This is a genomic window from Nocardia sp. TBRC8007 (assembly GCF_056629435.1).
In genome coordinates this window covers 14,796-37,968 of the sequence record NZ_JBWSOR010000039.1, presented here as the reverse complement: position 1 = coordinate 37,968, position 23,173 = coordinate 14,796, and the positions used below count along the sequence as shown (strand labels likewise).

The 23,173-nt window shown below is 64.0% G+C and carries 23 protein-coding genes; 13 read left to right on the top strand and 10 right to left on the bottom strand.

Annotated features, from left to right (window positions below; all coding sequences use genetic code 11):
* The 4 genes from ACX4ZE_RS20380 to ACX4ZE_RS20365 all read left to right on the top strand — a co-directional run.
* Positions 1-1,114, top strand: a 1,114-nt coding sequence (locus ACX4ZE_RS20380) for an alpha/beta fold hydrolase (protein WP_480275069.1), incomplete at its 5' end; no start/stop codon positions are given.
* A gap of 249 nt (positions 1,115-1,363) precedes the next feature.
* Complete coding sequence (locus tag ACX4ZE_RS20375; protein WP_480275068.1) at positions 1,364-1,669, top strand: transposase; 306 nt, start codon at positions 1,364-1,366, stop codon at positions 1,667-1,669.
* Between the two features lie 2 nt (positions 1,670-1,671).
* Positions 1,672-2,559, top strand: a complete 888-nt coding sequence (locus ACX4ZE_RS20370; RefSeq protein ID WP_480275067.1) for an IS3 family transposase — start codon at positions 1,672-1,674, stop codon at positions 2,557-2,559.
* A 95-nt stretch (positions 2,560-2,654) separates the two neighbouring features.
* Positions 2,655-3,191 carry a TerD family protein gene (locus ACX4ZE_RS20365; RefSeq protein ID WP_480275066.1) on the top strand — a complete coding sequence of 179 codons (537 nt, stop codon included), beginning with the start codon at positions 2,655-2,657 and terminating at the stop codon, positions 3,189-3,191.
* 45 nt (positions 3,192-3,236) lie between these two features.
* Here ACX4ZE_RS20365 and ACX4ZE_RS20360 read toward each other — a convergent pair whose 3' ends face one another.
* From ACX4ZE_RS20360 to ACX4ZE_RS20350, 3 genes are all read right to left on the bottom strand, one after another.
* A complete protein-coding gene (locus ACX4ZE_RS20360) occupies positions 3,237-3,875 on the bottom strand; it encodes a potassium channel family protein (RefSeq protein WP_480275065.1) in 639 nt (212 codons plus the stop codon).
* Between the two features lie 88 nt (positions 3,876-3,963).
* On the bottom strand, positions 3,964-5,343 hold the full coding sequence (locus ACX4ZE_RS20355; protein WP_480275064.1) for a TrkH family potassium uptake protein: 1,380 nt from the start codon (positions 5,341-5,343) through the stop codon (positions 3,964-3,966).
* On the bottom strand, positions 5,340-5,528 hold the full coding sequence (locus ACX4ZE_RS20350) for a hypothetical protein (RefSeq protein WP_480275063.1): 189 nt from the start codon (positions 5,526-5,528) through the stop codon (positions 5,340-5,342). Before ACX4ZE_RS20350 ends, ACX4ZE_RS20355 begins: the two co-directional genes overlap by 4 nt.
* A gap of 134 nt (positions 5,529-5,662) precedes the next feature.
* On the opposite strand from ACX4ZE_RS20350, the gene ACX4ZE_RS20345 reads away from it, so the two are divergent.
* Together ACX4ZE_RS20345 and ACX4ZE_RS20340 are read left to right on the top strand one after the other, a co-directional pair.
* A complete protein-coding gene (locus tag ACX4ZE_RS20345) occupies positions 5,663-5,920 on the top strand; it encodes a hypothetical protein (protein WP_480275062.1) in 258 nt (85 codons plus the stop codon).
* Positions 5,920-7,182 (top strand): cation:proton antiporter, encoded by a 1,263-nt coding sequence (locus ACX4ZE_RS20340; RefSeq protein WP_480275061.1) that lies wholly within the window; start codon positions 5,920-5,922, stop codon positions 7,180-7,182. The genes ACX4ZE_RS20345 and ACX4ZE_RS20340 overlap by 1 nt, the downstream gene beginning before the upstream one ends.
* 41 nt (positions 7,183-7,223) lie before the next feature.
* Here ACX4ZE_RS20340 and ACX4ZE_RS20335 read toward each other — a convergent pair whose 3' ends face one another.
* The 5 genes from ACX4ZE_RS20335 to ACX4ZE_RS20315 form a co-directional block, all read right to left on the bottom strand.
* Complete coding sequence (locus ACX4ZE_RS20335; protein ID WP_480275060.1) at positions 7,224-7,694, bottom strand: nitroreductase family deazaflavin-dependent oxidoreductase; 471 nt, start codon at positions 7,692-7,694, stop codon at positions 7,224-7,226.
* Positions 7,695-7,712: 18 nt separating this feature from the next.
* Complete coding sequence (locus ACX4ZE_RS20330) at positions 7,713-10,058, bottom strand: ABC transporter permease (RefSeq protein ID WP_480275059.1); 2,346 nt, start codon at positions 10,056-10,058, stop codon at positions 7,713-7,715.
* A 14-nt stretch (positions 10,059-10,072) separates the two neighbouring features.
* The gene (locus ACX4ZE_RS20325; protein WP_480275058.1) at positions 10,073-10,801 is read right to left on the bottom strand and encodes an ABC transporter ATP-binding protein; all 729 of its coding nucleotides are present in this window, start codon (positions 10,799-10,801) and stop codon (positions 10,073-10,075) included.
* The gene (locus tag ACX4ZE_RS20320) at positions 10,794-11,390 is read right to left on the bottom strand and encodes a TetR/AcrR family transcriptional regulator (RefSeq protein WP_480275057.1); all 597 of its coding nucleotides are present in this window, start codon (positions 11,388-11,390) and stop codon (positions 10,794-10,796) included. The genes ACX4ZE_RS20325 and ACX4ZE_RS20320 overlap by 8 nt, the downstream gene beginning before the upstream one ends.
* A 291-nt stretch (positions 11,391-11,681) precedes the next feature.
* Complete coding sequence (locus ACX4ZE_RS20315; protein WP_480275056.1) at positions 11,682-12,170, bottom strand: MarR family winged helix-turn-helix transcriptional regulator; 489 nt, start codon at positions 12,168-12,170, stop codon at positions 11,682-11,684.
* Between the two features lie 146 nt (positions 12,171-12,316).
* On the opposite strand from ACX4ZE_RS20315, the gene ACX4ZE_RS20310 reads away from it, so the two are divergent.
* Complete coding sequence (locus ACX4ZE_RS20310; RefSeq protein ID WP_480275055.1) at positions 12,317-14,080, top strand: chloride channel protein; 1,764 nt, start codon at positions 12,317-12,319, stop codon at positions 14,078-14,080.
* A 363-nt stretch (positions 14,081-14,443) separates the two neighbouring features.
* Positions 14,444-15,628 carry a DUF3089 domain-containing protein gene (locus tag ACX4ZE_RS20305; RefSeq protein WP_480275054.1) on the top strand — a complete coding sequence of 395 codons (1,185 nt, stop codon included), beginning with the start codon at positions 14,444-14,446 and terminating at the stop codon, positions 15,626-15,628.
* A 37-nt stretch (positions 15,629-15,665) separates the two neighbouring features.
* Here the strand turns inward: ACX4ZE_RS20305 and ACX4ZE_RS20300 are convergent, their stop codons facing one another.
* Together ACX4ZE_RS20300 and ACX4ZE_RS20295 are read right to left on the bottom strand one after the other, a co-directional pair.
* A complete protein-coding gene (locus ACX4ZE_RS20300) occupies positions 15,666-15,815 on the bottom strand; it encodes a hypothetical protein (protein WP_480275053.1) in 150 nt (49 codons plus the stop codon).
* Between the two features lie 159 nt (positions 15,816-15,974).
* Positions 15,975-16,298: a hypothetical protein gene (locus tag ACX4ZE_RS20295; RefSeq protein WP_480275052.1), complete on the bottom strand. Its 324-nt coding sequence runs from the start codon at positions 16,296-16,298 to the stop codon at positions 15,975-15,977.
* A gap of 265 nt (positions 16,299-16,563) precedes the next feature.
* Here ACX4ZE_RS20295 and ehuB point away from each other — a divergent pair, with 265 nt between their 5' ends.
* From ehuB to ACX4ZE_RS20270, 5 genes are all read left to right on the top strand, one after another.
* A complete protein-coding gene (ehuB, locus tag ACX4ZE_RS20290) occupies positions 16,564-17,454 on the top strand; it encodes an ectoine/hydroxyectoine ABC transporter substrate-binding protein EhuB (protein ID WP_480275051.1) in 891 nt (296 codons plus the stop codon).
* A gap of 3 nt (positions 17,455-17,457) precedes the next feature.
* Entirely contained in the window at positions 17,458-18,183 is a 726-nt protein-coding gene (locus ACX4ZE_RS20285) for an amino acid ABC transporter permease (RefSeq protein WP_480275050.1), read from the top strand.
* Positions 18,183-18,869, top strand: coding sequence for an ectoine/hydroxyectoine ABC transporter permease subunit EhuD (gene ehuD / locus ACX4ZE_RS20280; RefSeq protein ID WP_480275049.1), 687 nt, complete (start codon positions 18,183-18,185; stop codon positions 18,867-18,869). Before ACX4ZE_RS20285 ends, ehuD begins: the two co-directional genes overlap by 1 nt.
* Positions 18,870-18,936: 67 nt before the next feature.
* Positions 18,937-19,701, top strand: a complete 765-nt coding sequence (ehuA, locus tag ACX4ZE_RS20275; RefSeq protein WP_480275071.1) for an ectoine/hydroxyectoine ABC transporter ATP-binding protein EhuA — start codon at positions 18,937-18,939, stop codon at positions 19,699-19,701.
* Positions 19,702-19,884: 183 nt separating this feature from the next.
* Positions 19,885-23,067: an arabinosyltransferase domain-containing protein gene (locus ACX4ZE_RS20270; RefSeq protein WP_480275070.1), complete on the top strand. Its 3,183-nt coding sequence runs from the start codon at positions 19,885-19,887 to the stop codon at positions 23,065-23,067.
* Positions 23,068-23,173 lie beyond the last annotated feature (106 nt).

The window sequence follows — 23,173 nt, the reverse complement described above, 5'->3', positions numbered from 1 at the left end:
GCGGTTGCCGGGGTTCATGGTGCCCGCGGCGGTCGTGGTGCTCGAGACGCTGCCGTTGACGTTGAATGGGAAGTTGGACCGCAGGGCGTTGCCGGCACCGGAATATGTTGCCGCGGCCTGCTATCGGGAGCCTCGGGGTGCGGACGAGGTGGCGGTGGCGGGGGTATTCGCGGAGTTGTTGGAGGTGGATCGGGTGGGGGCGGATGATTCGTTTTTCGATGTGGGTGGGCAGTCGTTGTCGGCGATGCGGTTGGTCAGCCGGGTACGGGCGGTGTTGGGGATAGAACTGCCGCTCCAGGTGGTGTTCGAGTGTCCGACGGTGGCCGGGTTGGCGACCCGGCTCAGGGAAACGGCCGGTGATGCCGACCCCCTCACACCGATCCTGGCGATCCGCACCGCAACCACAGGCACGCCCGTGTGGTGCGTGCACCCTGTAAACGGAGTGAGCTGGTGTTACTGGAGCTTACGTGACCAACTGGCCGACCGGCCGATCTACGGGCTGCAAGCACGCGGAGCGGATGGCCACGCCCCGATGGCGGCCTGTATCGAAGACATGGTCGAGGACTACGCCAACCGCATCCTCGCCTACCAACGAGAAGGACCCTTCACCCTCGTGGGCTGGTCGTTCGGGGGTGTGGTAGCTCACGCCATCGCCGCCGAGCTACATCAGCGAGGATTGCAGGTAGAGCAACTGATAATCCTGGATATAGCGCCCGCACATGGCGATGGCACACAGGATCCGATCACCGAGAAGGAACTATCCGCAGCGCTCTACACATGGATGAAGCGGCGATTCGGCGAGTCGGCCGACACCCTGGCATCCAGAGAACTGGTTTCCTCGCTACTTCCCGTCATGGGGAACAACGCCGAATTGCTCACCCGGTTCCGGTCACCGGTGTTCAACGGTGACGCGGTGATCCTACGAGCAACTCTGGACCACCAGAACGCGCTGGCACCCCAATGGTCGGAGTTCGTGCTCGGACAGATCAGCGAGGTCGAGGTGGAGACGACCCACGCGGATATGGACGAGCCGCAGGTCCTTGCCAGGGTAGCCGCGCTGCTACAGGACAGGACTGCTGCACGATCGGGTGACGACAGTGGTTATATGGCTTGAACGGTCGCTGTGGTCATGATTGTCTCGTATTCGATCGGGGTCCGACCGGCCGAGTCTGTCGGCACCGACGATGGTCGGTCCGGTCGGGCCGCACGGCTATGCTCGGCGGGCTGCGCCGACTGCATGCCGCCAGATTTCGCGCAGTACAGCTTTTTCTCCTGGCAGGCTTGCGGTAGGTATCGAAGTGAGGTTCCCCCGCTTTCTCGGAGGGCTCTGATTGTGGTCCGATAGGACCGGAAGGAGTCATTCGTGGCAGCACCGAAGAAGTACCCGGACGAGTTGAAGGCGCGGGCAGTGCGGCTGTATCGGGAGTCCGACCCGAAGCCGACGATCCGGAAGCTGGCCTCCCAGCTCGGGGTGCATCACGAGGCGTTGCGGCTGTGGATCCGTCAAGCCGAGGCCGATGCCGGCGAACGCGACGATCGGCCGACGACCGATATGCTGGCCGAGAACCGTGCCCTGAAGAAGAAGGTCGCGGAGTTGGAGCGTGTCAACGACATATTACGTTCTGCGAGCGCGTATTTCGCCTCGGAGCTCGGCCAGACCCGGCGGTGATCATGCGGTTCGTCGAACAGAACAGCCAGCACCCGGTCGAGCTCCTGTTGCGGGTCTTGGGCATCTCGTCCTCGACCTATTACGGGTGGAAGAAACGAGCCCGGCAGCGGTCGGACCGCCAGGTCGCCGATGAGCGGCTGCTGGCAGAGATCGTCGATATCCATACCAGCTCCGGCGCAACCTACGGGTCACCACGGGTGCATGCCACGCTGCGACGCAGAGGTATTCACGTCGGCCGCAAGCGGGTCGAGCGACTGATGCGGCGATCGCGGCTGCAGGGTGCGTTCCTGCGCAAGAAACGGCGGCTCGGATCGACCCGACAAGATCCGCGGGCGACACCGGCGCCGGACTTCGTCGAACGCGACTTCACCGCCATCGAGCCGAACCGGCTGTGGGTCGCTGACGCGACTCGCATCCCGTGCGGCCAGGGCGTGTTCTGGCTCGCCGCGGTCCGTGACGCGTTCTCCAACCGGATCGTCGGCTGGAAGACCTCCGACCGCTGCGACACCGAACTGGTCCTGGGAGCGCTGGAATACGCGGTCTGGAGCCGCGAGGTCCGAGACGGACAGTTGATCCACCACAGCGACCGCGGATCGACCTACACGGCCATACGCTTCGCTAATCGTTTGGCAGACAACGGGATCGCGCAATCGATGGGGTCGGTCGGCGACAGCTACGATAACGCGCTGATGGAGAACTTCTTCTCCACGCTGAAGACCGAGCTGGTTTACCGACACACGTGGCGGACCCGGGATCAGGCCGAGAACGCCCTGTTCGCTTACATCGACGGCTGGTACAACACCCAGCGGATCCAGAAGAAGCTCGGCTGGCGATCACCCGACGAGTACGAAGCCAGCTACCATCACCAGGTTCCCGCAGGAAACAAATAATCCGCTCTCCGGATTAGCGGGGGAACCTCAAAGTTCGGCCAGGCGTTGTTCGGTGGCAGTAGTGCTGCTTTCGCCTCTGAGGAAGGGAACATAGGTTGTCCATCGAGCTGCGTGATGACACCGGTATGCGTATCGGCTACCTCACTATGGCACTGGGCTGGGACCCCGCGCGTCAATGGTTCCAGGGAGGCGATATCGACTTGAATGCCGCCGCGCTGTTGTTTCGGGGCGATCAGTTGACCGATGTCGTCTATCACGAGCAGTTGATGTCGCAGGACGGCTCGGTGCGTCATCACGGCGACAGCGTCACCGGAGAAGGCAAGGGCGACAACGAGGTCATCACCGTCGACCTGACCAGGGTCTCGCCGGAGGTATCGACTGTTTTGTTCCTGGTGACCTGTTATAGCGGTCATGCCTTCGCCGATATCGGGAATGCCTTCTGCCGCTTGGTCGATGATTCCTCGGGCACCGAGATCACTCGCTACGAGCTCAGCGGTGTACCCGCTACCGGACTGGTGATGGGTACTGTGGTGCGCACGAGGGAGGGTTGGGATTTCCGCACTGTCAACGAAGGTATCGAGGCGCAGCATCCGGTCGAGGCGGCGCCCTATCTCGGTCGGTATCTGGGCTGACGAGGGTGTTGCCCGGCTCTGCCCGCTCCGGTGGGTGAAACGGGTTCAGGCGAGTTCGGCGAAGGATTCGACGCAGGCGATGCTTCCGGCGACGATGAGCTGGTCACCGTCGACGATCATGGTATCCGGTGTGGCGTAGGCGAATTCGCCGCCATGGCGTTTGACGGCCACAACAGTGACGTTGAAATGCTGGCGTAGCCCGCTTTCGGTGAGTGTCATGCCGATGGCTGCGCGCGGTGCGGTGGTGCGCACCATCGCATAGTCCTCGTCGAACTCGATGTAGTCGAGCATGCGTCCGGTGACCAGATGAGCTATTCGCTCGCCCATATCGTGTTCCGGCAGTACCACGTGGTGGGCACCGATGCGTTCCAGAATGCGGGCGTGTTGGCGACTGGTGGCCTTGGCCCAGATATGGGGGATCTCGAAGTCGACCAGCAGTGAGGTGGTGAGGATACTGGCCTCTAGATCGCCGCCGATCCCGACGACCACGTGTGAGAAATCGGGAACCCCGAGCTGTTCGAGCGCATCCTGATCGGTGGTGTCGGCGACCGCGACGTGGGTGAACTCGTGCGAATAGTGTTGCACCAGACGTGGTGCGGAGTCGATCGCGAGTACCTCGGAGCCGTGGGTGATCAGTTCACGGGCCAGCGAGCTGCCGAAGCGGCCGAGTCCGATGACCACCACGCGAGTGGTCGGGTGCTTCGGAAGTTTATCGGGAGGTTTGCCGAATAATGCTCTGGGCTGTGTTCTGGGCTGCACTTTAGGCTGTGTTTTAGCCAACGATGGGTCGCTCCTCCGGTAGTTCGTAGCATCGTTCGTACTCACGCAGAGCGAGTGCGGATGCCAGAGTGGTCGGTCCGACGCGGCCGATGAACATCATCGCGGTCAGCAGCAGATGTCCGGCGGTCGGAAGGTCTGCGGTGATGCCGGTGGACAGGCCTACGGTGCCGAAAGCGGAGATCACCTCGAAGAGCACCACGTCGAGTGGAAGCCTGGTCAGTCGCAGCAGCAGCATGGTCGCGGCCACCACCACCGCGACTGCGAGCAGCGCCACTGTGATGGCCTGACGCTGTGTTGCGGCAGCCAGCCGCCGTCCCATCACGTGGACTGTCGGTTGCCCGCGGATCTCGGCGTAGATCACGAATGCCAGCAGCGCGAAGGTCGTTACCTTGATGCCGCCCGCAGTGCTCGCGCTGCCGCCGCCGATGAACATCAGTACGTCGCTGACGAGCAGTGTGGTCGGATGCACGGTGCCCATATCGATAGAGCTGAAGCCCGCGGTGCGTGGGGTGATGCCGTGAAAGACGCCGGTGAGCAGTTTGCCGGGCAGGGACAGTGGGCCGAGCGTGCGGGGATTGCCCCATTCCAATGCGGTCACCAGGACGAATCCGGCCACGGCCAGGCCGGCGTAGGTGAGCACGGTGACTTTGGTGTGCAGCGACCAGCCGGGCATTCGGGTGCCGCGCCGCCGGGTGCGGACGGTGCGCACCACTTCGTACACGACCGGGAACCCGAGACCACCCAAGATGAACGCCACCATGATCGGCACAATGATCCACGCGTCGGTGGCATAGTGGACGAGACTGTCGTCGTGTAGGGCGAACCCAGCGTTGTTGTATGCCGAGATCGCGTAGAAGACACCGAAGTGTACGGCCGAACCGAATGACTCACCCGCCGTGGCGAGGCGGTTCGCGATGAGCACCACCGCAGTCGCCGCCTCGATGATCAGGCTCATCGAAACGACACCTATCACGACCCGGCGGGTTTCACCGAGCCGGAGTGCTCTCGTTTCGGCCTGAGCGATGAGCTGCATGCGCAGGCCCATCCGCCGGGCGACCAACAGGCCGAGCAGCGAGGCCGCGGTCATGATGCCGAGTCCGCCGACCTGGATCAGGCCGAGCACTACCGCCTCTCCGAAGGGAGACCAATAGGTCGAGGTGTCGACCAGGACGAGCCCGGTCACACAGAGGGCCGAGGTAGCGGTGAACAGAGCGGTGACCACATCGGTCCACGTGCCGGACTCCGCGGCGAGGGGCAGTGTCAGCAGCAGCGTGCCGAGCAGGTCTACTGCGGCGAATCCGGCGACCGTCAGCCGCGCCGGGTGACCGAGTGGGCCGAGGCGGCGTACGACCGGTACCTTGGCGCGGCTCATGCTCTGCCCGCTCCGGCATGAGTGGGCTGCTGTGTGGTCATGCCGTGCTGTCGCTGCCCGGCCCGATCGTTCATTGCGCCCAGGTCCCAGAGTGCCTCGGCGCGCTGCTTGCCGTGGCGTTGCTCAACGGTGCTCTCCTCATGCCGTACGGATCGTGTCCGGCCGACCGGGGATGCGCTCGTCATGCTGTGGCAATGGAGTCGGCGGGCCACGGTAGAGCTCGATGTACGCCGCAGCCAGTCTATATGGCATTCTGGTGGTGGCGAAGGCTCGACCAGCTGGTTTGTTCGAAACTCACAGGTAGCGAAGTGGTGGCACCTTGGTCGATGTGCTGCAAGGTAACCTCGAGCCACCACGCGATCGGGCGGTCATCTCCTCGCCGCTCGGGCTCGGGGTACCGGTCACAGCGGTAGACGGCCACGTGTACCAGGTCGCCGGGCGCGCACAGCGACTAGAGCACGGCACGGATTCTCCCCGGTGCACGTACGACATGCGTATCGCGGGAGCACCGGGAAGACCGGCCTGCGGCATAGATGCGAAGCAGCGGATCGGGCTCGACTGCGAATGGTGGATGTGATGGTGCTGGTTCTTGCTTTCGGAGTGGTACTGCTGGTCAGCGTGTCGCTGTCCGGCGTGGCCGCGCGAACGGTGTTGTCCACGGCATTGCTGTTCCTGGTGGCGGGTGCGCTGATCGGCCAGGGCGGGCTCGGCTTGGTCACGATCACGCCGGATGACGGGCTTGTGGTCGCACTGGCCGACGTCGCCTTGTTCACGGTGCTGTTCACCGATGGGCAGCGGGCGAACCTGCCCGCATTGCGGGAAGGCCGGCGGTTGTCGGGGCGGGCACTGGGGCTGGCGATGCCGCTGACCATGGTGCTGATCGCGGTTCCGGCGCATTGGTTGGCCGGACTGGATTGGCCCACGGCATTCCTGCTCGGCGCCATCCTCTCACCGACCGATCCGGTGTTCGCGTCGGCGATTGTAGGACGTACCGACGTTCCGCTCCGGTTGCGGCGGTTGCTCAATATCGAGTCCGGGCTCAACGACGGATTGGCACTGCCCTTCGTCCTGATCTTCCTGGCGACGGCCGCACATCACGAATCCGGGGCACCACATATCGTGGTGGAACTGGTCCTGGGGGTGGTGTTCGGAATCGTTGTTCCGGCAGTGGTCGCGCTGGCATGGCGATTGCCGATTCTCACGGCAGAGCCCCGGCTACAGGCATTGGGGCCGCTGGCCATCGCGGTCACCCTGTACGGAGCGTGTCACCTGACCCACGCGAATCCCTATCTGGCGGCATTCATGGCCGGGTCGACCTTGGCGACGCTGGATCATATGGCGGCCGAACAGTTCGAGCCGTTCGGCGATCTGCTGTCCGAGGTGACCAAGTTCGCCGCATTGCTGGTATTCGGCGCACTGATCACACCGGAGCGTTTGTCGCACTTGAGTATCGGTGACTGGACATTGGCGGTGCTGGCGATCCTGTTGGTGCGGCCTGCCGCCATGTTGATATCGCTGCTGCGGACGCCGCTGTCCACGCCGGAGCGCGCGGCAGCGGCGTGGTTCGGGCCGAAAGGATTCGCGTCGGTGGTCTACGGATTGCTCGCCCTGCAATCGGGCATACCCAACAACGAGGTGGTGTTCGACCTCGTCGCCGTGACGATCGCGCTATCGATTGTGTTGCATTCCTCGACCGACGTTCCCGTCGCGCGGGTGCTGCGGGTGGAACCGATGGATAGCCTGCCCGCCGGGACGCATGCCGAGGACAGTGTGGTCTCGCACTATGGTGACGGTGCCCACCCCCCGCGCGGAGACGAGGGTGGGGATCGAACCGGATGAGACGCGGGGAGCGGGCAGTGCGAGCGGGGGACCGAGCCGTCTCAGCGGTGATCGACGCGTAACCGGACCATCGGTAACGCGCCGACTGGTGCCCCGGTGGCGTGTTCGATGGTGGCGCGCAGGTTCTTCCAGGCACGAGGATGCCGCTGGATGTAATCATCGAGAGCGGCCGCGGCCTCTGCGGTGGTCATCACGGTCGCGGTGGCGGGCACACCGCGCCGCAATCCGTTCCAGACACGCACACGCGAGTGGGCCTGGATATTGCGGTACCACTGCGCGCGGGTACCGAAGCCGGAGACGATGACGTACCGGTCGAAAGCGGGCTGGTCGACAACCTCCAGCACGACGTATCGACGGATACCGCTGCGCCTGCCGAGGTGTTCGAGCATCAGCAACCTGGTGCCGAACAGGAATCCGAACCCCGCGCGGTAGAGCAGGATCGGCGCCCGGACCACCCAGCGGGTCCGTAGCGCACGCGCGCCGAATGTGGCGGCGGATGTGGCGGCTGCCATTCGATTTCTCCCTCGCTGTTATTGAGCGCGTTCACGGACGACATGCGCGATATCGATGTGTCGCAGGAACTGAAGGGCCGGTAGCTGTGACAGTGCGGCGGCCACGAGAACGGCGACGATCGCCAGCGTGGGCATGGGCACCCCCAAAGACAAGTGCAGAGTGAACATGTCGCTGTTGAAAGACCGGAGAAACGCCCAGGTGGCTAAAATCCCGGCGCCGAGCCCCAGTGGAACGGCGAGCGCTGTGGCTATCAGATTTTCGGTGGCGAGTGCGGCGGTGAGGCGTCGGTTGGGTACACCGGCTGCCCGCAAGGTCGCCAGTTCGGTGGTGCGTTCGGCCAGGTTCACGGTCATAGTCACGTAGATGACCGTGAATGCCAGGATCGCGCCGAAGATGAGCATGACGGCGACGAATATCCAAAACAGCGTGAGGAATCGGTCGAATTGGGACCGCAGTGCCTGCGTGTCGGCATAGGCGAGCGTGCCAGGCAGATCGGTGACGGCGGCGCGGATGGCATCGCGGTCGGCGCCGGACTGGAAGCGCAGCAGATAGCCAGGTAGTGCGGTAGGCGCGATGGTCCTGACGGTGTCGTTGGTGGCATAGAGCGAGGTCCCGAGCGGTTCGTCCACCAGAGCTGCGAGTCGTACTCGGTGCGGGGCGCCGAAAGCAGTGGTGATCGTGAGGGTGTCGCCGACGCGGACGTCGAGCCGGTCGGTAAGCGCGGATCCGGCGACCACGCCGTCGGTGGGCAAGCCGGATGCGCCACTGACAGTACGGAATCCGTGCATCGTGGTGTTCGGCTGCAGCCCGGTGAGCACGGTCGTATAGCTTCCGCCCCCGGCCTGCACCGTAACCGGGGCCGTCGACTCGGTTTCCACTTCGGCGACGCCTGGTATCGCGCCTAGCTGTTCGCTGTGCGTATCGGCGGCGGAAGCCGTTACCACGGTCGCGTCCTGCTTGTCGACTTGCTCGAACTGCACGTCCAGCACGGCGCGCATGCTGGTGACCATGCCTGCCGATGCCAGCACGAGCACCAGTGCCAGTATGGTGCCGGTCATCGTGGCCACTGTGCGGCGGCGGTCCCGGGTCAGCGATCGCAAGGCCATACGCAGCACGGCGGGCAATCCGGTCCATCGGGCCGACAACCGGGTCAGCGGGCCGGGACGGGCCAGGCGAGTGCCGTCGCCGCGCATGGCCTGTGCCGGCGCGGTGCGGGCCGCGGCGAGCGCCGGGGCGAGCGCGGCGAGTCCACCCGCGGCCAGCCCGAGGCCGAACCCGACCGCGAGCGTGGATACTCGGTGCTCGACCACGGTATCCGGGATCCCGATCGTCCGGGTATACGCGGAGGTGACTGCCGAGGTCGCGACAGCACCGAGAAGGACGCCTGCCAGCCCGCCCATCGCGGCGACGATCGTGCCGTAGGTGATGTAGTGACGGATCAGCGTGCTCCGACGCGCTCCCATGGCCAGCAGTGTGCCGATGACCGGACGTTCGGCGTGGACCAGCCGGGTCAGCAGGATGTACTCGGCGATCCCCGCGGACAGCAGGAACAGCAGCGGGAATCCGACGGCGATTTCGGAGAATCCGTTCAGATCTTCGGTCAAGGCGGCATCCGAGGGGTTCTCGGCCCGCGTGGTGACATCGGTGGCACCCGCCGACCGCAGGAGCGCGGCCACCCGATCGTGCTCGGATTCGGTTGTCGAGGAGGACATCTCGACGAGTGTCTGATTGGGTCCCGGCTGCCCGGCCAGCCGCAGTGCTTCTGCTTGCCTGGCGAAGACGATCGCGAATGAGTGCGGATCGGCGAACAGCTCTTGACGGCTACGGGCAGGCCACAGATACTCCGGTGAGCGGGCGACGCCGACTACCGTCACCTCCTGCCAGGCGTTACCGTCGAAGACGCCGAACTGGTCACCGGGACCGAGTGCGAAGGTGTTCGCGGTGTGCTGTTCGATCACAACCTCGTTCTGCCGCGCGGTATCGGGCATCCGCCCAGCGGTGAGCGAGATGTCGTTCACATTCGGCCCCTGGCCCGCGGGCATCCCGCTGATCCGGCCGACCAGCTTTGCCGCACCGATCGTCATGGGGACATCGGCCTGGGTACGCACGGATACCTGGGCGACGCCGTCGGCTGTACGCACCGCTGCCGCGATCGCTACCGGATTGCCGCCGACTGCGGTGAAGTCGGCGAAATGCAGTCGTGTGTAAGTGCGCTCATAGGAAGCGGACAGGTTGCGGAACGAGTCGTAGCTGGCGATGAACAGCAATACCCCCAGCATCACTGTTACCGCGATCGCGGCGGCCTGCGCGGGCCTGCGCCGCAGATCGCGGCGGATCTTGCGCCTGAGCACCTTGTCCCTCATCGGCCACACCGCGATCACCACCGTACGGAGGCCGCGTCGAGGGGTGCGGTGTTGCGTTCGGTGGCGACGATACAACCGTCGCGCATGCGGATGACCCGGTCGGCGATCTCGGTGACCACCTCATTGTGGGTCACCATTACCACTCCGCGTCCAGCTCGGGTGGTCTGCTGTAGTAGCTCCAACACGCCACGGCCCGTCGCAACGTCCAGCGCGCCGGTAGGCTCATCGGCGAGAACCAGATCCGGATCGGTGGCCAGCGCCCGGGCAATCGAGACCCGCTGTTGCTGTCCACCAGATAGTTGTGCGGGGAAATGGTTCGCGCGATCGGACAGTCCGACCGCCGACAGGAGTTCCTGTACTCTCACACGGTCGCCGCGACCGGTGAGCTCGACGATCACCTCGATATTCTCTCTGGCGGTGAGGCTGGGGATGAGATTGAAGAACTGGAAGACGAAACCGATATGGACGCGCCGGAATTCGCCGAGGGTGGCGGGCGGCTGATCCGAGATATCCCGCCCCGCGACAATGATCGAGCCGCTGTCAGCCGATTCGATGCCGCCGATGATATTGAGCAGGGTGGTCTTGCCCGAGCCGCTGGCGCCCAGCACGGCCACCAGCTCACCAGCGGGGATATCGATGTCGATACCCCGCAGCGCGTGGACCGTGGCCTCACCGCTGCCGTAGGTCTTGTGCACCCCACGCAGCTGAATGCCTCCACGCGTGGTCGCCGGTTGTTCATCCATGCCGGTAGCCCTCCGATCCCGCCGTCTCGGATATCCCGGTCAGCCGGCGCAGCGGGCCGTCGACACCGAGCTCGCCCATACTTGGATCGATCAGCCGATGCAGGATGAGCCCATCGAAAGCAGCCAGCAGCACTGCGGCCGTCGCTTCCGCATCGGCCACCGCGCCGTCGGCATGCAACCATGCCGCGACAGCAGTGCGGAATTCGCGCAGTAGTGCGCCCAGCCCCTCCTGTAGTCGCTCGTAACGAGTCGCCGCCAAAAACATTTCACCGAAAACTCGGTTGTCCATGTTGTCGGTGGTGTAGGGGGTCATAGAGATCAGGAGCTGGTCTACCGCCGCCGTGGCCGGCTGTCGGAGGATTTGCTCCAGCATGGCGGCCCCTGCTTCCCGCGTCAGGCGAAGTGACGCGTCGATCAGCAGATCGTGCACCGATGGGAAGTGGTAGTGCACCAGCCCAGGTCGTAGTCCGGCACGGTCGGCTACGAGACGAGTTGTCACCGCGCCCCAGCCCCGCTCGGCGATCAATTCGATCGCCGCGTCCATCAGCCGGGCACGCGTATCACGGCCCTGCTCGGCGGCGGTCACCATGCCTGCTCCTCTATTGCCGATCGCATCTGGTCGATCTCGTTGGGCATTCGCATTGGGCGGATGCCCAATGTTAATGGTATGAAGCAGTGTACAACAGTTGTCTTATGCACTATTCGGCTTTGCGCACTATTCCTCGAGAATGGACCGCGGCCGTGTGCCCGACCGGCGCTGAACTCGATGCCGCTGCCGTCGGCGCAGGCGCTGGGCAGACGTTCGAACCCGGTATGAGCGATTGTTGCGCGTCCGGCTCCGCGGAATCCTCGGTGCGAGGTATGAAGAGTGGCCCTCTGGTCAGAGTTGGTAGCTGTCGAGCGCCATCGTCGCGTTCGGTTCGCCGCCTGCGGCGCTGAATGCGTTCAGGGCGCGCACTAATCCGGATCGGTCGCCGACCGGTACCCGGTCGACGACCGCGGCGATCTCTTGGCGTCGTCGGTCGGTGACCGCGGCGACGATCTCGCGACCGTGTGTGGTCAGTTCGATGATCAACTCGCGGCGTGACTCCGGATTGGGTTTGCGGTCGACCAGCCCGGCGGTGACCAGTCGATCGACCATCCGGGTCGCGGTGGAGGGCTGCACGTTCAGGATGCCCGCGAGGGTCGCGATCTTGGCGGGCCCGCGCGTGGACAGGATCACCAGCGTACGGAACTGCGGAATAGTGATCGTCTCGTCGACATGGGCGATCGACCGTGCGGACAGTGCCACCAGGAGGCGGGATGCGGTCAGTAGGGCATCGGTGATCTCATCCACGGGCTCCTCGGCTGCCGCGTGATGTCGCGCCATCGCCATCTCCATTCGTTCATGCAGGAATGTCTCCATCCTGCCGTCCCGAATAACGGCACCGTGCGGTGGTACGTCGAACAGGCTAGGGAAACCCCGCTCAGGCTGATCGATTATGTTGCAGATAGCAATTGTTACATACTGCTACTATGTTGTCGTTCGAGGGAACTGAATGGAATCGGTTCCGTCTCGCTATCCCGTCGCGCGAATCATGGTTCGGATGGCTGCGAGAGAGCTCGTCCGGAATGTTGTTGCTCGCTGTGGCAGTCGGTGCCGCGACCGGGCTCACGGCGATTGCCTTCCGGTACCTCATCATCGCGGTCACCTGGCTGTTCACCGGATATCGTGACTATGCCGGACTCGGCCGGGTCGCCTCGACGCACTGGCCTGGGCTCGGTGTGTGGTTCCTGCTGCTGGCGCCGGTTGTCGCGGGCATGATCTACGGGCCGGTGGTCTACTGGTTCGCCCCTGAGGCCCGCGGACACGGCGTGCCCGAGGTGATGTACGCGGTCACCGAACGAAGAGGCCGGATAGCACCCCGCGTGGTAATACTCAAGGCTCTGGCCTCAGCACTGTGCATCGGCGGCGGCGGATCGGTCGGCCGGGAAGGTCCGATCGTGCAGATCGGTTCGGCCACCGGTTCGGCCATCGCGCAATTGGCCCGTCTCGACACACCGCGAATCCGGCTGCTTGTGGCCTGTGGTGCGGCCGGCGGTATCTCGGCGACATTCAACGCGCCCCTGGCCGGGGTTTTCTTCGCCATGGAACTCATCCTGCGCAACTTCGCTGTCGAATCGTTCGGCGCTGTCGTGTTGTCCAGCGTCACTGCCAGTGTCGTCGGTCGAGCCATGGTCGGTGACGAGGCATTTCTGACACTGCCGGATTTCGCCGTGCGCAACCCGGTCGAATACCTGCTGTATCTGCTGCTCGGAGTAGTGGTCGGGGCGGTCGGGGTCGGCTTCTCGAAAGTGTTGTATGCGGTCGAGGATATCTGCGACTGGGCTTGGCGCGGTCCGGAGTGGGCGCGTCCCGCAGTGGGTGGACTGGTGCTGGGTGGAGTGTTGATCGCGTTGCCGCAGATGTACGGCGTCGGATATCCGGTATTGGAGAGCGCGGTCGAGGGCAAATATGTATTCGGCATGCTGGTGCTGCTCTTGGTCGGGAAGATGATCGCCACCAGCCTCACCATCGGCATCGGCGGATCCGGAGGCGTCTTCGCGCCCACCCTGTTCATCGGGGCCATGGCAGGCACCGCCTTCGGCCAGGTTGTGCACCACATTCTGCCGACCGTCACCGAATCACCGGGCGCCTACGGTTTGGTCGGGATGGCCGCGGCGCTCGGCGGCGCGACCCGCGCCCCCATCACGTCGGTCATCATCTTGTTCGAGCTGACCGGTGAATACACCACTATTTTGCCGCTGATGACCGCGGTCGCCGTTGCTACGAAGGTGTCCCGCCTGTTGTCGGCGGACACCATCTACACCCGCAAATTGCTGCGCCGAGGCATTGATGTCGAGCGGCCCCGCAGTCCTTTCGCTACCGTCAGCGCGGGTGACCTCGCGCGCGGGGTTTCCAAGCCGCTGCCCGATACCGCGGATCTCGTGACCATGGCTACCGCTCTGGAGAAGTCCACTCGCGGGATATTGCCTGTGCTCGGCCGCGACGGCCGCTATCGCGGATGCGTCTCGGCCCGCGATGTCGCCGAAGCGCTCGGCGACCCGCGCTCACCGGAATCAGTGGCTCATCTGGTGAAGTACCTGCCGTCGGTGACCGCCGACGCGACATTCCACGACACGCTTGCCGCACTGGCCGGGTACGGCGGAACCGGGTTGCCCGTCGTGGACCACCGTGACCACACGAGGGTGGTCGGCTGGATCACCTACGAGGATCTGCTGACCGTATTGCATCGGTAGTCGGCTGTAGCGCTGTCGTCGAGTCCGGGCGATCATCTGGCCTGCCGTGGCGTCTGCGGGTGTCGATAGCGAACCTGGAGGTTTCGACTTCATCGATGACCTTTTTGCGGGTTTACTCCGGATAACGTTTACGTCGCGGGTTGTTCGTTCTGTCACTCATGCGGTCATCCGCTCATAACGCCCGCACATCCACACCGCCCTTACATCGCAGGTAGAGGTTCCGAGATGGGATTCTCTTCCGCTGTGCGACATACTCTCCGCCATCGGCGACCGGCAGGATCGAGTTTGCCCTACCACCCTGTGGTGAATAGTGTTTGCCGCAAATAGGTTCTATTGGTGAGGTGAACTACAACGGCACGGTATATGAGATTACGAGTCGGCATCGCTACGGTGACGACGGCGATCGCGGCGGCTGCCGCTGTGGGCCCGGTCGGCGCGGCACATGCTGAGAAGTCCGTTGCCGGGGAGTCCGCCGGCGGGCGGGTCACCTGGCTCTGCCGGCCCGATATGGCCACCGACGCATGCCGCGGCGACTCGAGCATCACGATCCAGGGCACGAGCGGTAAGGCGATCGTCGACCGGCCTCCGGCCCGCGCGCACGACGTGGACTGCTTCTATGTCTATCCCACGGTGTCGGCGGACCCCGCGCTCAATGCCAGGCCGGAAATCACCCCCGCGCTCACCGGTGTGGCCCGATTGCAGGCAACGCAATTCTCCCAGCTCTGCAATGTCTACGCGCCGGTGTATCGGCAACGCACGCTGTTCGCCATGCAACGCGGTCCGATGTTCAAGGATCAGGTGCGGGCCGGAACCGATCTCGCCTACAGCGATGTCGTCCGCGCGTGGCGGCAATATCTCGAACACGACAACCATGGTCGCGGCATCGTACTCATCGGGCATTCGCAAGGCGCCCTGATGCTGCGCAGGCTCATTGCCGAGCAGATCGAAACCGACCCCGCGGCCAATGGGCGCATCGTGTCGGCAGTGCTGGCGGGCGGTAATGTCGTCGTGCCGAAAAACGCTACCGTAGGAGGCGATTTCAAGTCGCTTCCATTATGCGAATCCGCTACTCAGACCCATTGTGTGCTGGCGTGGTCCACCTTCGACGAAACCCCGCCCGCGAACGCCCGCTTCGGCGGGGTACCGATGACAGCGAGCTCACCTCCGGCTCCTTACGGCCCCGGATACGAGATCGCCTGTACCAACCCGGCGTCGTTGGGCCGCAACGACCTCGCGGTAGCGACCACACTGCGACCCGGCACACCACCTGCTGGAGTCATGGGCCTGGCTGATGTCGCCACGTATGGGCCGCAACTACCGCCGCCTGCCACGCCATGGGTACAGCTTTCCCCCGGATACCGCGCTCAGTGCGTGCATGCCAACGGCGCCCATGTGCTGATGGTCACCCCAGGCCCAGGTATGCCGCTTCCGCGCGCTATTCCCAATGCCAACTGGGGATTGCACGTCACCGACATCAATATCGTGCTCGGCGACCTCGTCAGTATCGTCGGCCACCAGATCGCCACCTACACCGCCGCGCATCGGTAACCAGCATCCTGGGGCTCGATCGACGAGTGGGATCACATCACAGCATGGTGAATATCGCATCGAGAAAGAGTCCGGTGAGAAAGCCAGGAGTCAACAGCAAGAATCCGGCGAATGCGGACAACAACCCGGCACCAGCCCGACGAAGGCTGTCGCTGAGCGGAAGTCCCGCGGCGCTGAGCGTGATCAAGAGAACTCCCCCGAGAAAAGGTCCGTATATGGGCCAGAGAGCATCGTGGAGAGCCAGGTCTGTGTAAGACAGCGCGGAGCAGCCCATACCGACGACTACGGCGACGAACGACTCGGGACCGAACCAGTCCCTGCCGAGCGTATTTCGACGGTAAGCCCTTCATGTTGCTACCAGCAAGGCCAAGGGGACCAGCAAGCCTGTCGTCGATATGCCTGCCGCCGTGCCCAGCGTTCTCGATGTCCTCCGCCAGGCGAGCAGTACTGCGATACTGGCTATCGTGGTGAGTCCGACAACAGAAACGATGTCGAAAACCAAGTGCGGCGGTGGATCGGGCGCCATGAGAAATTCATATTCGATCATGCTCACGAGTCCGCTGATCAACACTGCCGCAACAGCGGCGAGCGGCATCGCTACCGTGGCGGCTTGCCAAAACACCGAGACGAATAGTGCAGGACGCTCGTTGGCCTCGTTGCGGTGTTCCATTAGTGGACTACCACGACGGTAGGTGGATTACTCGGGCTACTCGATGGTGTCGGCTTGTTCTGTTGCCGATTCGGTTCGCCGCAGTCGGCTTCGAAGGTTCGAACACGCCGTTCCCCTTCGAGTCTTCTCGGCACTGTCTTGTGAGTCTATATACGTGGATACGTGGCGCACGACATCCGTATCGTCATCAGATCTTAATATAAATGAACGGTAGATCTTAAAATCTCCCCGAAACCCTTAGTGGGTTATGCGAGGAACTGACCGAATGATCCAACGGGAACAGGTAATGAAGCCGAGGCGTGGACTGCGCCGGATGATGGCCGCCGCAGTCGCCATGGCGACTCTGGCGGTATCGGGCTGTGGATTGGGGGGTGGCGACAGCGCGGCGGTCACGTATGAGGATGCGAAAGCTTCCGGGAAGATCAAGGTCGGTTTCGCGAATGAAGCGCCGTGGGCCTATCTCGACGAGAAGGGGGAATTGACCGGCTATGCCCCGACTGTGGCGCGGGCGGTGTTGAAGAAGCTCGGTATCGACGAAGTCGAGGGCGTGGTCACTGACTTCGACGGGCTCATCGACGGGGTGCGGGCCAAGAACTATGCGTTCGTGGCCGCTGGTATGTTCATCAACCCGAAGCGTTGCGAGAGTTCGGCCTTCGCCATTCCTGATTATCAGGTCGGATCGGCGTTCCTGGTTCCGGAGGGCAATCCGCGCAATATCAACCGCTTCGAGGACATCACCAGGGAGAACGTCCGGATCGCCACTCTCGGTGGCGCAGTGGAGAACGGCTACGCCGAATCCGCCGGGGTACCGGGCGAACTCATCGAGCCGATGGCCAAACAGGACGACATCCTGCGCGCGGTACGCAACAATGACGTCTACGGCAGCGCGCTTCTCGACGTCACCGCATCTTGGCTGGTGCACAACAACCCGGACGCGAATCTGGAAGTGACGCCGTCGTTCCAGTTCGGCGGCAAACCCGATGTCGGTACCTTCAACTTCCGCATCGGCGATGACAAGTTCCGTGAGGACTTCAACCGGGAGCTGCGCGCACTGCACGAAAGCGGGGAGTGGCTGAAGCTGGTCGAGCCGTTCGGCCTGACCGCGGCCAACGAGCCCGACCCGACCGCGACCACCGAAGAATACTGCGCGGCCTGACCTTTGACCGAGCATATCGACGTCTATCTGGAACGTATTCTCGCGGGTTTGCCGTTCACGGTCTGGGCGACCGTGGGCGGCATCGCCCTGACTGTGGTGCTGTCGTTCCTCTCCGGACTGGCCTTACTCTCGTCTTCTGCGTGGCTGAGGGTTCCGGCCAGACTGTATGTCGAGGGCTTCCGTGGCAGCTCGGAAGTGGTGCAGCTGTTCTTCTTCGCGGTGGCGGTGCCGATTTTCTTGGGTATTACGCTCGGTGCCACCGCACAAGGGCTGCTGCTGATCGGCATTGCGGTGCTCGGGCTGAACCATGGCGCCTACGGTGCTGAAATAGTTCGCGGCGCTGTGTCCGCAGTACCGCGTGCGCAGTTCGAGGGCGCGATCGCGGTGAATCTGTCCGCGCCGCAGCGGATGTGGCGGGTCATTCTGCCGCAGGCGGTGGTCGAAATGTTGCCCTCGTTCAACAATCTGTTCATCCAGCTGCTGAAAGGTACGGCACTGTTGAGCTTCATCGCCGTGCCGGAGATCTTCAAGAAAGCCGATGAGCTGCGCGCGGTTCCGGCGTTCTCCCGAGAGCTCGGTGTCATCTACACCATCGAGCTGCTGTGCTACCTGCTGCTCGCGATCGTGATCACCCTGATCATGCGAGTGCTGGAAAGACTGGCGGCCCGGCGGATCGGCAGGCGTCTGCCCACCCGGTCGCGTCGCTGGAAGATGGCGGTGAGCGGCTGATGGAGAAGTGGCGCTGGGATCGCTTCTTCGAAGCATTCCCCTATATTTGGGACGGGCTGCTCGTCACCATCCAGTTCACTGTGCTCGGTTCGCTGGTCGCCTACGCGCTCGGTCTGATCTTCGCGATGATCCGGCGGATGCGGATACCAGTGGTGGACCAACTGCTGTGGGCATTCATCGAATTCGTGCGCAGTACTCCTTTGCTGGTGCAGATCTTCGTCCTCTACTGGGTGGTCCGTCCCGCGGTGTTCGACGCGCTGCCGATCGATACCCAGCGGTTGCTGGTCGGCGTGCTGGCATTGGGCGTGCACTACGCCTGCTATACCGCCGAGGTCTACCGGGCCGGGATCGACGCGGTGCCCGCCGCGCAATGGGAGGCGGCAACCGCACTGAGCTTGCCCAGGGTAAGGACCTGGACCGATGTCATTCTGCCGCAGGCAGTTCCCCGAGTTCTACCCGCGCTCGGCAACTACACCATCGCGATGTTCAAGGAGGTGCCGCTGCTGTCTTCGATCGTGATCCTCGACATGGTGTATCAGGTCAAAACCGCGTATGCCTCCGACACCGGTGGCACCGGGCCCGAGGCCTGGTTGGCGGTCGGGCTCACCTTCCTCGCACTGAGCTATCCGTGCTCGATTCTGGTACGAAAGGTGCAACTCCGTGTCGGAGCTATCGAAGCAAAGTGAGCCCGTGGATACCCGCGCGCTCCCCGAACTCGTCGAGGAGCGAGCCGATCGGCAACCCGTGGCGCCGATGATCCGGTTCGCCGATGTGGTCAAGTCCTACGGCAAGGTCTCCTGCCTCGACCGGCTCGATTTCACTGTCACGCCGGGCGAGTTCGTCAGTCTGATCGGGCCGTCGGGTTCCGGGAAGACCACAGTGCTGCGGCTGCTGATGACGCTGGAACGGGTGAGTTCGGGCACCATCGAGGTGGATGGAAACCTGCTGAGCCATATGCGCAAAGGTGATCGCCTGGTGCCCGCGGACGAGGCTCACCTGCGTCGGGCGCGGCGCTCGATCGGCATGGTGTTCCAGCATTTCAACCTGTTCCCGAATATGAACGTGCTACGCAACATCACCGAAGGCCCGGTCCGCGCGCTCGGCCGGTCCAAGGATGTCGCGGAGGCCAGGGCGCTCGAGCTGCTGGAGATGGTCGGACTATCGGAGAAGGCGATGGCTCGGCCGACCCAGCTGTCCGGCGGCCAGCAACAGCGGGTGGCGATCGCGCGGGCACTGGCCATGGACCCCGATGTGCTCCTGCTCGACGAGGTGACCTCCGCGCTCGACCCGGAGCTGGTGACCGGAGTGCTTGGTCTGCTCCGGGATATCGCCGCCACCACCGACATCACTTTCCTCTGCGTCACGCACGAAATGCGTTTCGCGCGTGAGGTATCCGACCGGGTGATGATGCTCGACGCCGGGCGTATCGTCGAAGAGGGGCCCGCGGAGCAGATCTTCACCGATCCGCGTGAGCCTCGTACTCGTGAATTCCTGCGGGCGGTGCTGGACCGCGACTGATTTCCGCTCGGGTACGCGAGCACTGCGTTCGATGCCTTGTCGCGACCATGCTGGTCGGTCATCTGCGCGGTAGCATCCGCAGCTGTGATTCTCAGCAAGGGCGAAGAGCGAGTATTTGTTCCGAGGCCTGCGCACCGGGGGAATTCGGCAACTGACGTCGCTTCTTCCCTCGGTCGGCCGCGGCTGTGGGCTGTCCTCGCCGGAGTCGTGGCGGTGGCTATCGCGCTATCGATTCCGTTTCTTCCGGTTCGCCAAGAGCAGTCGAGTATTTCGTGGCCACAGGCGGGGACGGTCTCATCGGTGACGTCACCGTTGGTTTCCTATGCTCCGACCGAACTATCGGCCGAGATCCCATGTGCCGCGTTCGACGCGCTGTCGGCGTCCGGCGGTGTCGTGTTGTCCACGGTTGCTAGGCAATCGCCGGACATGGATCGGTACGGGCTTGTCGTCAAGACCGTACCGGACACGGCCGACCGCCCAGGACGAGTCGATGTCGTCGTGCGCGACACGCTGCTGTGGTCGGCTCCCCTGAGCTCGGTCGCCGGACAGTCGTGTGTGCTCACGGTCGCTATCGATCAGCAACGCGCGACGGTGAACAGCATTGGTGGTACTGCTGTTCCGGGTAATACGCTCACCACCGATCTCCGCCCCCAGGTGGTAGGACTGTTCACCGAGCTGACCGGTGCGCCACCGCAGGGGCTGCGCGTCGATGTCGAGGTCGACTCCCGCTTCACGACCTCACCATCGGCACTAAAGCTCATCGCGATCGCGATCTGCCTGCTCGCCACGCTGGCAGCACTCGCCATGCTGCATCGTCTCGACTCCGCCGACGGACGATCCACCAGGCGGTTCCTGCCCGCCGACTGGTGGCGACCGCGGCCGGTCGACGCCCTTGTCGTGACCACGCTTGTGGTCTGGCATTTCATCGGCGCGAACACCTCCGATGACGGATACCAGCTGGGTATGGCCCGCGCCTCCGAGAGCTCGGGCTACATGGCGAACTATTTTCGCTGGTTCGGAGTTACCGAAGCCCCTATCGGCACTCCGTACTACGACCTGCTGGCCTGGATGGCCAAGCTGTCCACGGCCAGTCCATGGATGCGACTGCCCGCATTAGTGGCGGGCATCGTCGCGTGGTGGGTGATCAGTCGCGAGGTCATGCCGAGATTGGGTGCTGCTGTGCGCGGCGACCGAATCGCGGTGTGGACCAGTGCCCTGGTTTTTCTCGCATTCTGGCTGCCGTACAACAACGGCTTGCGTCCCGAACCCATTGTCGCGCTGGGCGTGCTGTTGACCTGGTGCTCCGTCGAGCGGGCCATCGCATCCCGGCGGTTGCTCCCCGCGGCAGTGGCGCTCATCGTGGGCGCGTTCACCCTCACCGTCGGGCCCTCCGGTCTCATCTGCTTCGCCGCTCTCTTCGCGGGCGCTCGTCGGCTCACCCAGATCCTCGTGCACCGCGCCAGGGCTGTCGGCTACCTTCCGTTGCTGGTCCCGCTGCTCGCCTCCGGTCTCGTGGTGCTCACCGCTGTGTTCGCAGACCAGACACTCGCTGGGGTCCGTGAGATGGCGCATGTGCACGGTCTCATCGGTCCCGGCGAGCCATGGTTCTTCGAGTATCTCCGATACCAGTGGTTGCTCCAGATCAACGCGGACGGCTCGTTGACTCGGCGATTCGGGGTGTTCGTGCTGGTACTCGGCGCGGGTGTCTGCCTGGTGACGATGCTGCGTCGGGGCGGGCGTATTCCCGGCACCGCGAACGGGCCTGCGCAGCGGCTCGTCGGCATCACGTTCGGGGCGATGATCTTGATGATGTTCACGCCGACCAAGTGGACCCACCACTTCGGTGTGTACGCAGGCCTGGCCGGAGCGCTCGCCGCGCTGACCGCAGTCGCCGTGAGCCCACGGGTGATGCGCCCGCTGCGCAACCGCGCGCTATTCGCGGCAGCGGTCTTTTTCCTCCTGGCGATGTCGTTCGTCGGCACGAACGGCTATTGGTACGCATCCTCCTGGGGAGTCCCGTGGGAAACCATCCCACCGGAAATCCTCGGTAAGGGGCTGTCCACCTTTTTCGCAGGTATGACCGTGCTCGCACTGGCGGCGGCGGCTTGGCTCCATATCCGTCCGTCGCATACCAGTCCCGCCCCGACCGCCCCGCGCCTCGGCCGTATCCCGGTACTCGTGGTCGCTGCCGCCGCCATGGTGGCCTTCGAGGTGTTGTCGTTCGCGAAAGCGACTGTGGCGCAGTATCCGTCGTTCTCACTTGCGGCATCGAATATCGCTGAGCTCTCCGGCGGATGCGGCCTCGCCGATCAAGTACTGGTCGAGACCGATCCCAATGCCTCCATGCTCCGACCGCTCAGCGGCGACATCGCCACAGCGCTGGCAGGCACCCGATCGACCGGGTTCACGAACAACGGAGTCGCCGCCGATCTCACTTCGGAGGAAACCGAGACAGACACGAGTTTGGCGAACTCGGTCAAGAATCCGGATAACGAGCAGGAAGTGGCTGGAACAGAATCCGGCGGTCCCTCCAGCACCGGGATCAACGGCAGCAGCGTCCCGCTGCCCTTCGGTCTGGAGCCCACGACCACACCGGTGCTCGGTAGTTACCGAGACGGCGAGCAGGTGCCTGCCGAGTTGATCAGCGACTGGTATCAGCTGCCCGGCGCGACCGCCGCGGAGCGCGGCCAGATCATCGCTATCGCTGCCGCGGGGCGCATCAGATCGGTCGACCGGTACGGCATGGCCCGCCCCGGACAGGATGTTCGGCTCGAATACGGGCGGCGGCAGCCTGATGGCAGTGTCACCTCTCTAGGGAAGGTCGTGCCGATCGATATCGGGCCCGCGCCGTCGTGGCGCAATCTCCGTATCCCGCTGGATCAGCTGCCGGTCGAGGCGGATGTTGTCCGGATCGTGGCAAGCGATAGCAATTCCGACAAGGACCAGTGGTTGGCGGTGACTCCGCCGCGTATTCCGCAGACTCGAACGCTGAATGCCGTGGTGGGGCCCGAGGCGCCGGTGCTGTTGGATTGGACAGTCGGGTTGAGCTATCCCTGCCAGCGGCTGATGCCGACCTATGCCGGTGTCGGCGTGCTCCCGGCCTACCGGATTCTGCCCGATCGCGATGGGGCGGCGATCACCGATCTATGGCAGGGCCACGATGGTGGTGGTCCTCTTGGCTGGATACAGCTTCTGCTGCGTCCGGAGACGCTGCCCACCTATCTGAACAACACATGGGACCGTGATTGGGGCTCGCTGCAACGCTACATTCCACTGGATCCCAGTGCTGGTCCGGCGCGGGTGTCGATCGAATATGTTCAGCGGTCAGGTACCTGGACACCAGGTCACATCAATACACAATACTGACCGACACACAGTACTGACCGACACACAGTACCGACCGACACAGCGCGATAGGCAGCCGAGGACTCCGCGCGACGGCGCGGGAACCGGCCTGGCACGATCGTGGCGC